General features: G+C 64.6%; 9 protein-coding genes. 4 read left to right on the forward strand and 5 right to left on the reverse strand.

The annotated features are described in order from the left end of the window. Positions 1-167: 167 nt before the first annotated feature. The gene (locus tag L6637_RS30065) at positions 168-2,198 is read left to right on the forward strand and encodes a glycosyltransferase (RefSeq protein WP_237872724.1); all 2,031 of its coding nucleotides are present in this window, start codon (positions 168-170) and stop codon (positions 2,196-2,198) included. Here the strand turns inward: L6637_RS30065 and L6637_RS30070 are convergent. Together L6637_RS30070 and L6637_RS30075 are read right to left on the reverse strand one after the other, a co-directional pair. After that, on the reverse strand, positions 2,170-4,056 hold the full coding sequence (locus L6637_RS30070; protein WP_237865779.1) for a CHASE2 domain-containing protein: 1,887 nt from the start codon (positions 4,054-4,056) through the stop codon (positions 2,170-2,172). The two genes, L6637_RS30065 and L6637_RS30070, sit on opposite strands and share 29 nt — an antisense overlap. A 66-nt stretch (positions 4,057-4,122) precedes the next feature. Next, complete coding sequence (locus L6637_RS30075) at positions 4,123-4,665, reverse strand: FecR domain-containing protein (RefSeq protein ID WP_237872725.1); 543 nt, start codon at positions 4,663-4,665, stop codon at positions 4,123-4,125. A gap of 619 nt (positions 4,666-5,284) precedes the next feature. Between L6637_RS30075 and L6637_RS30080 the strand changes: the two genes are divergently transcribed. Next, entirely contained in the window at positions 5,285-6,373 is a 1,089-nt protein-coding gene (locus L6637_RS30080) for a tlde1 domain-containing protein (RefSeq protein ID WP_237865781.1), read from the forward strand. A 75-nt stretch (positions 6,374-6,448) separates the two neighbouring features. On the opposite strand, the gene L6637_RS30085 is transcribed toward L6637_RS30080, so the two are convergent. Then, the gene (locus L6637_RS30085) at positions 6,449-7,087 is read right to left on the reverse strand and encodes a glutathione binding-like protein (protein ID WP_237865782.1); all 639 of its coding nucleotides are present in this window, start codon (positions 7,085-7,087) and stop codon (positions 6,449-6,451) included. A gap of 12 nt (positions 7,088-7,099) precedes the next feature. Beyond that, positions 7,100-7,693 (reverse strand): cysteine hydrolase family protein, encoded by a 594-nt coding sequence (locus L6637_RS30090; protein ID WP_237865783.1) that lies wholly within the window; start codon positions 7,691-7,693, stop codon positions 7,100-7,102. Between the two features lie 128 nt (positions 7,694-7,821). Between L6637_RS30090 and L6637_RS30095 the strand changes: the two genes are divergently transcribed. Next, on the forward strand, positions 7,822-8,655 hold the full coding sequence (locus L6637_RS30095) for a LysR family transcriptional regulator (RefSeq protein WP_237872726.1): 834 nt from the start codon (positions 7,822-7,824) through the stop codon (positions 8,653-8,655). Between the two features lie 125 nt (positions 8,656-8,780). Beyond that, positions 8,781-9,527 (forward strand): signal peptidase I, encoded by a 747-nt coding sequence (gene lepB / locus L6637_RS30100; RefSeq protein ID WP_237872727.1) that lies wholly within the window; start codon positions 8,781-8,783, stop codon positions 9,525-9,527. Between the two features lie 136 nt (positions 9,528-9,663). Here lepB and L6637_RS30105 read toward each other — a convergent pair. Next, on the reverse strand, positions 9,664-10,017 hold a 354-nt coding region (locus tag L6637_RS30105), incomplete at its 5' end, for a TCP-1/cpn60 chaperonin family protein (protein WP_276575779.1).

Below are 10,017 nucleotides of genomic sequence, written 5' to 3' on the forward strand. Positions count from 1 at the left end.
TCAACGGCCCCTTTGATTCGCCACGCGCCGGCGCGGTAGAGCGAAGGCGGTGTCAAGCCTCAAGCAAGCTTCAAGCAAGCTACGAGCGGGATAGTCGAGATGCGGCGAGCTTCCCAAGAGTTGGGAAGCGGATTGCTGTCTGCTGTGCCATGATCCGGAAGGTCCCCATGAACTATCACGACGGCACTCTCGCAAAGGCAAACGAGATCTCGACAGAGCCGTCTTCGCTGACGCGGGATGAAGTTTACCGGATCTGCCTTCGGCACCTGAAGACCGGTGAGTTCGAGCAGGCCGAAGCCCGTTGTCGGGAAGGCCTTGCCTCGGACGCTAACCATGCCGGGCTGCTTCATCTGATGGCCGGCGTCTCTCTGCTCAACGGCGATTACGACGCGGCCATCAACTGGGCCGGCCGCGCTCTCACGAACGAGATGAAGGCGACCTATCTCGCAACGTTCGGGACGGCACTGCTGGGCAAGGGGCTCCAGGCGCAGGCGCTCGAGGCGTTTCAGCGCGCGGTGGCGCTCGATCCCGTTGATCCGTCGATCTGGGAGAATTTCGGCAACACCCTGAACAGGGTGGGGCAGGCCAACCAGGCGAGCTTCTGCTTCCTGATCGCGCGGGCCTATCAGAAATTGCCGTTCCTCGGCGAGTGCCGCTCCGTCTCCCGCATTGCCTGGAACGCCCTGACGGCGCAATTCAATCCGCATCTTCGAACCCGCGCGACGCCGGACGTGGCGCGCGATCCCATCCACTGCTTCTGGTCGAACGCGCCGCTGAGCGACATGTCGCGCCTGTCGCTGCAATCGATGGTCCGTCAGGGCCATCCGGTGAAGCTGTACACCTATGACAACGCCGCCGCGATGCAGGCGCGCGTGCCGCCCGGGGTGATGGTGGTCGATGCGGCAAGCCTCGTGCCTGCTGCGATCTACCAGCATGCCGTTCTCAACAGCGAGATCCGCTATTTCAGCGACATCTACCGCTATGCCGTTCTTCACGAGTTCGGCGGCTGGTGGCTCGATACGGACATCGTGCTGGTCAAACCCCTGGATTTCGGCAGGGAGCATGTGTTCTCCGCGCAATGGTCCGGCGTCGAGCAGGGGCATGTTTGCGGCGGCGATGTGATGCGCGCGCCCAGGGGCTCGATTCACATGGCCAATCTCTATGCGCTGTCGCTCCAGCGGCTGTTCAGCGAAAAGCGCGTCGAATACGGCGCGGTGGGGCCGCTGCTGCTGAGCGAATATCTGCTCGTTGCCGGCGATGAGGATCTTCTGGCGTCGATCGTGCCGCCGACGACCTTCAACGCGATCGATCGGCGTGAAGTGGAGCTGTTCGTCTCCGAGAGCCGCGCCGGCTTCGAGCTGTTGAGCGACCCTCGCGTGACCGGTGTCCATCTCTGGGGCAGGATGTGGGCCGAGCGCGGCTTGCGCATCGATGCCGTCCCCGAGCAGAGTGTGGCGGGTTATCTCAAGAATCTGGTGCTCGAGCCGAACTGGCTGACGCAGCTCGCGGCGAAATACGACTCGGACAAGGGTGCGGTCTACAAGGGGCATGTTGCCCACCACTACACGCGCATCTATCACCAGCTGTTTCAGTCGAAGGCACTCGAGCCTATCCGTATCCTGGAAATCGGCCTGTGCCGCGGCCGCGTCGAAGGCTGGGCCCAGGATCAGGTGCCGTCGCTGCAGATGTGGCTGGACTACTTCCCGAATGCCGAAGTTATCGGCGTAGACATCGAGGATTTCAGCTGGTTCTCGCATCCACGCGTCCGGATCCATCGTGTCGATCAAGGCGACCGCAGCATGCTGGAAGAGCTGGCACGCAAGGAGGCGCCGCTGGACATCATCATCGATGACGGTTCTCACGCCTCAGTGCATCAGCACCTGACGCTCGGCGTGCTGTTTCCTTCGCTGAAACCGGGCGGCCTGTTCGTCATCGAGGATCTGGATTGGCAGCCGCCGGAGATCCCGTCCAATGGCGCGCCGCTGGTCAAGGATGTGCTCAACGCGATGAAAGCGGGCGGCGCGTTCACGTCCAACGTCATGACCGAGGCGGAGGCGAAGCTGATCTCGGACGAGGTCGACGAGATCCTCATCAATGACAGTTTCCGCGAGCTGATGTCGCGCGGGCTGCTCGGCGGCCTCGGCGTGCTCAGGCGCAAGGCGCAGAAGCTCAGTCGATCATCTCGGCCCGCGCAGTGATCTGGCTCGGGCTGTCCTGGTCGCGCCAGAACCAGACGGTCACGACGCCGGAGCGGCCGCGGACCTGGGTGAGCAGGGGACCCGACAGCACGCCGTCGGGCGCGCCGTGGAAGTCTGCGGCGTCCAGCAGCGTGTCGGTCAATGCGAGACGCGCATTGTTTTGCGCGGCGACCTCCATCAGCCGGCTGGCGAGATTGACGGTGTCGCCATTGGCCGTGATGTGCTGATGACTCTCGCCGAGACGCGAGGCGACGATCGGACCACAATGCGCGCCGATCTTGAAGCCGAGCCGTCCGCTGATCGCAGGCGGCAGCGATGCGATCCACCGTTCGACGCCGCGGTGCAGGTCGATCGCACATTTCAGTGCACGCGCCGCGTCGTCGGGCATCGCGCGCGGCAGGCCGAACAGGATCATGGCGCCGTCGCCGAGAAAGCTCGTGATCATGCCGCCGCAATCGACCGCGGCCTTGTCGATCAAGGCGTGGAACGCCTTCAGAATGTTCTGAAGTTCGTCCGGATCGATCTGTTGGCTCAACGCGGTGAAATCCGAGAGATCGATGAAGACGATGGCCCCATCCTGCCGAACGGGCTTCGCCAGGAAATCGGGATCGCGCGCCAGCCATTCCTGCACCGCTGGCGCCTGGAGTTGCGCCAGCGACCGGCTCTTGGCGGCGAGGTACTGCGTGCGGCGGGCTCCGGCCCAGGTCTGCACGCCGACGAACACGGCGACCGGCGGCACCGCGGCCGCGAGCGTGGTCGCGGCATCGAGCCAGACGCCGTGCGTGAACGCAAATAAATTGAGCCCGGCCCAGGCGATCATCAGCGCGGCCGCCGCGACGAAGCCGAGCGCGCTGCGCCGCCAGGCCAGCAGGCCGACCAGCAGCATCGGCAGCAGGATCGCGATCAGCGCATCGGCGATGTGGACCTTGCGGTCGCGCACGATGTTGTCGCCCGCGATGAGATGCGTGATTGCGGTCGAGATCACCTCGGCGCCGGGCATCAGGGAATCGAATGGCGTGGGGAAGAAGTCGCCGCCGCCGGCAACCGCAGCGCCGATCACGACGATCCGGTTCTCGATCACCTTGCGATCGAGCGTGCCGTCGAAAATGCTCTGCGCGCTCACGGTGCGGATGGTGCGGCGCGGGCCGTAGTAAGTGATAGGCAGCGAAAAGTCGGTGTCGGTCGGCACCGCGCGATCGCCGAGCATGAGGTGATCGGGCGCGATCGTCAGCTTCTTGTCGAGGGCGCGGCTTGCGACCCGCAGCGGCAACGACAGTTCGACCCTGTCGCGGGTCCGGAACAGCATCGGCACCGAGAGCGGCGAGCCGGATTGCCCGGTCGCGACGTTGACGACGCCGACATCGGCGTGATCGGCGAAAGCAGGTAACGGCAGCAAGAAGCGCTCGGCCTGGGGCAGAGCGGCGAGCGGCCCGGCGCTGCCGGGCGCCACCGTCTCGCTCGCGCTCGGGAAGATCGCCGCGGCCGCGAGCACCATGGGACCGGTCGCGAGCGTGTTGGCCAGCGTGGCGTCGCCGATCGCAGCGCTGCGGTCGACCAGCAGCAGATCGATCGCGATGACCTTCGGCTTGAACTGCACGATGGTGTCGACCACGCGCGCCAGATCGGCGCGCGGCAGCGGATAGCTGCCGCCGCGCTTGACCACGGTGTCGTCGATGGCGACGATGGTGACGAGATCGGGCGGCGCTTGCACGCCGCGCGCGAGCGTGCGCAGGTCCGTCAGCGTCGCCTCGAGCCGGTCGAGAAAGGCGAGATGGCCGTAAGCGTGAGCGGCAAAAATGCCGGCACCCCACAAAGCAGTGAGGATGAGGGCCACCAATATCTGTACGCGTCTATTCATTAGGTCTGACTTGCAATCTTCTTTTTGTTCTCAGGGCCTGCCTGAGCAGGTCGTGCGGACCGGGGCCTATTGACCCAGCCTTGCCATCAGCGCGTCGACGCGTGGCTGGCCCCAAGTCTTGACAGTCAGCGTCTTGACGGTCAGTGGGCCGGTCGCTTCCACGTCTACGCCTTCGCCGGGGCCGAGCACCACGCCGCGTCCACGTGCCGCCCTGCGGGTTACGCCAACGCGGCCGTCGGCGACGAATACGGAGGTTTTGGTCTCTGCGACATCGACCGCCCATTTGGTCCCGCGCACCGCGGCAATCGCTTGCGGTGTCAGCACCTTGAAGGGATTGCCGCCGGGTTTCTTGGGCACTTCGACCAGCAGCGCTTTGTCGCTCAACTCGACGGCATCTATATGTCCGTCGCGGTTGGCGTCTTTCAGTTCAAATCTCGCGCCGTTTTCCGCAACGATCGTGACGCCGTTGTCGCAACGCCAAACTTGCGGGCCGGCGGCGGATGGCGATGCCGTGCAGCCCGCATCCGTAGCGGGCTGAGCCGTCGCGGAGCCAATCAACAACAACGACCACGCCAGGGCGCAAAACCCCGCGCGCGAAAACCCTCTCATGCCAGCCTCCGTTTGACGGGCTCGGCACAGTTCAAGGCGATGTTGATACGGTACCGTATCACACGCAGAGGCTGCTGAAAAGTGCCGAGCGTGTAGCTATTTTCGCGGCTCGGCCATTTCCAGATTGGCGCGATCAACTTTCAGTCAGGGCAACGTTTCTCTTCCGCCTCTCACCGCAAGCGGGGAGAGGCGGAGAGCGCGCAGCTCACCAGCCTCGCGCAACGCTTCCCCGTTATCTTCCCGATATTGATGACCACGAAAATGACTTGGTTGGCGGGTCCAAAGGTGAGGTCGGTGAGGCCCTCTGACCGTGCTAAACCGGCCGAGAATTATGGTTAACAGCGTCGTCTAAGTCCGTATTTCTGCGGGCTTTTTTCTCGAAATGGCACAGCGTTAACGAGTTGCCCTACAACTGCCCGAACTTAATCTGCATTTAACTAAAAGTCGCCTTAATGACGCTCCGACCCTCTGCGAGATGCTGGTTCCGGAACGTGACCAGCGGCACTTCGAAGGGGGACTGAGTGACACCGTCCTGGACGCAAGGCGAATGAGTACGAGTATCGCTGCGCAGAGTTACGCGGCACGGAAGCCAAACAATTCTCGGAAGTCTTCCCGGAAAATGACCACCCAAAACGTGCTTGGCGCCGCCGTGGCCGGCTGCGTCTTGCTTGCCGGCTGGACCGTCTACAACAACATCTTCGCCGCCAGCGTCTATCCGACCGTCGGCAGCGCCGGTTACGACGAGCCCGTGGTCAAGCGCGCGCCCAAGGTGGCGCTGCGCGAGGCGGGCGAGGCGATCCGGGAAACCTTTGCCTTGCTGCCCGACCGGCTGCAGGTGGCTGCACCGATTTCGCGCGAACAGTTCAACGAGCGTTTTGCCGCAGCGGCGACGCAGGGCGTGGATTCGAACGCCGCGAGTGCTGCGCCTGCGACGAAGGTCGCCGAAGCCACTTCGAAGCCGACCGTCGTCGCGAAGGTCGCCGAAGTGCTGAAGCCGCTCAACCCCGCCAAGGTGGCTGAGAGGGTCGCCGACAAGGTCGCTGACGTCGCGAAGGGCAAGCGCTCCGACGCGCCGGTGCAACTCGCCTCCGCCGATCCGGCCCAGATCGTGCCGGCGCCGGAAGCCAAGCCAAAATCCTTTGCCGACCGCGCCAAGGCTGCGGTGATGTCGATCACCGGTCCGCGCCAATCGATGGTGGAGAAGCTGTGGGGCAAGCGTGAGCCCTCCGGCGGTCTGCTCGCCTATGCTTCGGCCGATGCCAGCGTGACCTCGGCGATCGCGCCGAAAGAGCAGAACCCGATGTTCGGCGGCGCGCCGCCCTATGAGCGCGACACCGCGGTCTACGACATCACCGCCAAGACGGTTTACCTACCCGACGGCACCAAGCTCGAGGCGCATTCCGGCCTCGGCTCCAACCTCGACGATCCGCACTCGCAGCGTGTCCGCATGCGCGGCGTCACCCCGCCGCACATCTACAATCTGAAGCCGCGCGAGGCGCTGTTCCACGGCGTGCCCGCGCTGCGCCTGACCCCGATCGGCGGCGAAAGCGCGATCTATGGCCGCGACGGCCTGCTCGCACACACCTTCATGCTCGGGCCAAACGGCGATTCCAACGGTTGCGTGTCGTTCAAGGACTACTACGCATTCCTCGACGCCTATCGCAACAAGGGCATCCGCAAGCTCGCGGTGCTGGCGCGGGTCGAGTAGATCAGGTCAATTCGAGATCATGCAAAAGGGCCGCTCGCTGCGGCCCTTTTCATTTTCTGCTTCCAGAGTGACCCGCTACGCTGCGTTGACCGGCACGGCCTTGCGCAGCACCATTTCGGTGGCAATCGCCTCTCGCACCACCGGCCGCGCCTGCATGCGCTCGAGATATCTGGCGAGCGAGGGCCATTGCGCGATGTCGACACCTGCGGGACGAAGCAGCAGTAGAGCCCAGGTGAGATGTGCATCCGCAACGGTGAAGCTGCGACCGACGAGGAATTCGCGGTCCGCAAGATGCGCTGACGGCACCGACAGCGTTTGCAAGATCCGCGCGCGCGGCTTGGCGAGCGAGCCGTCGTCCTTGTACCAGAACGTCGGAAACAGGAACGCCTTGTGGATCTCGGCGCCGACGAAGCTCAGCCATTCCTGCAGGCGGTAGCGATCCAAATCTCCCGGCCGCGGTGCAAGGCCGCGCTCGGGCTTCAGGTCAGCGATGTATTGCAACACCGCCGCGCACTCGGTCAGCCGCTCGCCGTTTTCCAGCACCAGCACCGGTACGGCGCCCTTCAAGGAGATGTCGCGAAAATCGCCGTCGCCGTCCGCGACCGTCTTGGTCGCGAGATGAACTTGGTGATAGCGCGCATCGAGACCTGATTCCATCAGCGCGATGCGGCTCGCAAGCGAGCAGGCCATCGGTGAGAAATAGAGTTGCAGCATCAGCTTGCTCCGTTATCTCAGTGCATCGCCGCGCGCGATGATCGCGAAGCGGTCGGAGAGTTCGGCCAGCGCAACCTCGTGAATGGTGCGCGCGTCCAGCGTGCCGCCGCGTCCGTCGGGCAGGTCGCGCGTGGCGCAGGCATCGGCATCAATAGTGGTGCGAAAGCCGAGATCGAGCGCGGCGCGCGCCGTGGAGCTGATGCACATATGCGTCATGAAGCCGGCCAGCACGATGTTCTTCTTCTCGGTCGCGTCAAGACGCGCCTTGAGATCGGTGCCGGCAAAGGCGTTGGGCAGCTCCTTCTCGATCACGAGCTCACCGGCACGAGGCGCGAGTTCGGCGACGATGGCACCGCGATCGGCGCTGCGATCGAACAGGCTGCCAGGCTTGCCGCGATGGGCGATATGGATGATCGCGGCTCCGCTCTCGCGCGCCCGTGCCAGCAGCGCAGCCGCCCGCGCGATCGCGGGGCGCGCGTCGGGCAAGGCGAGGGGGCCTGCAAGATATTCATTCTGGATATCGATGAGCACCAGCGCGGCGTCGGAGAGGCGCGGCGGGTTGAGGTCGGCGCCGGCGAGCTGGAGCAGGGTCTTTGCGGTCGTCATGGTCGGGCAATCTCCGGGGCGAAAGGCTTGGCCAACATAGCGCCGGAGCCGCCTGCCGATATGCAGGGATATTGCAGCCGGTGGCTGCGATATTGCAGGCATCTCGCCGCCGATGTAGCCTCAGGCCCATGAACTGGGACGATCTGCGCATCATCGCCGCCGTCAGGGACGAGGGCACCTATGCAGGCGCCAGCGCGCGGCTGCGCATCGACGAGACCACGGTCGGGCGCAGGCTGTCGCGCATCGAGCGCGCCCTCGGCCTGCGCCTGTTCGAGGCCGCTGACGGCGTGCGCCGGCCGACGCGGAGCTGCGAGGCGGTGCTGGCGCATGTCGAGGCGATGGCCGCGCATGCCGCCGAGATCGGCCGTCTCAGCGAGAACCTGGAAGGACCGGTGGGGCGCCTGCGCATTGCCTCCACCAACACGGTGGCCGAAGCGGTACTGTCGCCGCGCGCGAGCGACTTCCTGCACGCCAATCCGGGCCTGACGCTGCAATTCCTCACTTCCAGCGAGAACGTCAAATTCTCGCGCTGGGAGGCTGATCTCGCCATCCGTCTGCGCAAGCCCGACAAGGGCGACTTCGTGATCTCCAGGCTTGGCGACATCAAGCTCTATTACTTCGAGCCTGTGACGACCGAGGGCGAGTCGATGCTGTGCGCCTATCCGGACGAGCTCGGCGCCATTCCCGAGATGCAATTCCTGCGCACCAAGACGTCGCGCGCGCGCTGCGTCACCGACAATGTCCGCGTCATCCGCAATCTGATCCGCGCGCATCGGGCCGCCGGCGTGTTGCCGGAATATGTCTGCGCGGACCTGCTCGGCGATCGCCGCCTGCGCGCCAGCCTGCTGCCGAAACGGCGCGATGCCTGGCTGCTGGTGCAAAACCACCTCAAGCGCGACGCCGCAACGCGCGTGACGATCGACTGGATACGCCACTGCTTCCGGGATCTGGCGCAGAGTTGATTGCCGGCTAGCGGCGGCCTTGAACGCAGCCCGTCATCCGCACGACCTAGTCAGGAAGGCCGGGATTGCGCGCGCCGACAGGTTGCGCAATCCTGTGGCCGCGACAATCTCGGGCAGGGAAGGCGATGACCACGCTTCAGGACACCGTCCGGCCGAAGGCCAGATCCAGCGGGTGGAAGGCGACTGTCATCCTGATCCTGCTCGTGCCCGTGCTGTGGTCGCCACTCCTGCTGTTTCGCTACGTCCTGTATCAGCCGTTCAATATCCCGTCCGGCTCGATGATGCCGACGCTGGTGGTCGGCGACTACGTCTTCGCGGCGAAGTATGCCTATGGCTACGGCCGTTATTCGTTTCCCTTCGCGCCGTCGTTCATCTCCGGCCGTTTCCGCGCCGCTGATCCCGCCTATGGCGACATCGTCGTCTTCCGATCGCCGAAGGTCGATGAGATCGACTATGTCAAACGCGTTGTCGGATTGCCTGGCGATCGCATCCAGATGCGGCAGGGACAACTCTTTCTGAACGACAAGCAGGTCGCGCGCGTGGCGTTGAAGGAGGTGGCCGCGGGCTCTGCCTGCGGCGGCGAGACCGGGACCAGGGTCAAGCGCTGGCGCGAGACGATGCCGAACGGTGCGAGCTACATCACCTACGATTGCGTCGACAATGGCTATGCCGACAACACCGAGGTTTACACCGTACCTCCGGGCCATTTCTTCGCACTCGGCGACAACCGAGACAACTCCACCGACAGCCGCTTCAAGTCGGTGATGGGCTTCGTCCCAATGGACAATCTCATCGGCAAGGTGACGCGGATCTTCTGGTCGCTCGATTCCGAAGGCGAGCTGCGCGTAGACCGGCTGGGGAAGGTGGGGTAGCCCCGCTGTCATTCCGGGGCGGCGCGCAGCGCCGAGCCCGAAATGACAAGGGGGGAGAGAGCCGACGCCCCCCAAACAAAAACCCCGGCATCGCTGCCGGGGTTTCGCATTTCGTTGTTTTGCCAGAATGGCTGGATCAGAAGTCCATGCCGCCCATGCCGCCGCCCGGGGGCATTGCGGGGCCGGCGCCGCCCTTCTTGGGCAGCTCGGCGACCATGGCTTCCGTGGTGATCAGAAGCGCTGCAACCGAGGCTGCGTTCTGGATCGCGGTACGGACCACCTTGGTCGGGTCGATGATGCCCTTCTTGACGAGGTCGCCGTACTCACCGGTCTGGGAGTCGAAGCCGAAGGCGTACGACTTGTTCTCCAGCACCTTGCCGACGATCACCGAGCCGTCTTCACCGGCGTTGATGGCGATCTGGCGAGCGGGAGCCGACAGCGCCTTGCGCACGATCTCGACGCCGGTCTTCTGGTCGTCGTTCTTGGTGCG

Origin of the sequence: Bradyrhizobium zhengyangense, from assembly GCF_022012435.1 — a bacterium.
In the GTDB taxonomy this organism is placed as follows: Bacteria; Pseudomonadota; Alphaproteobacteria; order Rhizobiales; family Xanthobacteraceae; genus Bradyrhizobium; species Bradyrhizobium zhengyangense.

Coding starts and splice junctions, on each gene's coding strand:
- L6637_RS30065 (WP_237872724.1), top strand. CDS start 168: ATGAACTATCACGACGGCACTCTCGCAAAGGCAAACGAGATCTCGACA.
- L6637_RS30070 (WP_237865779.1), bottom strand. CDS start 4,056: ATGAATAGACGCGTACAGATATTGGTGGCCCTCATCCTCACTGCTTTG.
- L6637_RS30075 (WP_237872725.1), bottom strand. CDS start 4,665: ATGAGAGGGTTTTCGCGCGCGGGGTTTTGCGCCCTGGCGTGGTCGTTG.
- L6637_RS30080 (WP_237865781.1), top strand. CDS start 5,285: ATGACCACCCAAAACGTGCTTGGCGCCGCCGTGGCCGGCTGCGTCTTG.
- L6637_RS30085 (WP_237865782.1), bottom strand. CDS start 7,087: ATGCTGCAACTCTATTTCTCACCGATGGCCTGCTCGCTTGCGAGCCGC.
- L6637_RS30090 (WP_237865783.1), bottom strand. CDS start 7,693: ATGACGACCGCAAAGACCCTGCTCCAGCTCGCCGGCGCCGACCTCAAC.
- L6637_RS30095 (WP_237872726.1), top strand. CDS start 7,822: ATGAACTGGGACGATCTGCGCATCATCGCCGCCGTCAGGGACGAGGGC.
- lepB (WP_237872727.1), top strand. CDS start 8,781: ATGACCACGCTTCAGGACACCGTCCGGCCGAAGGCCAGATCCAGCGGG.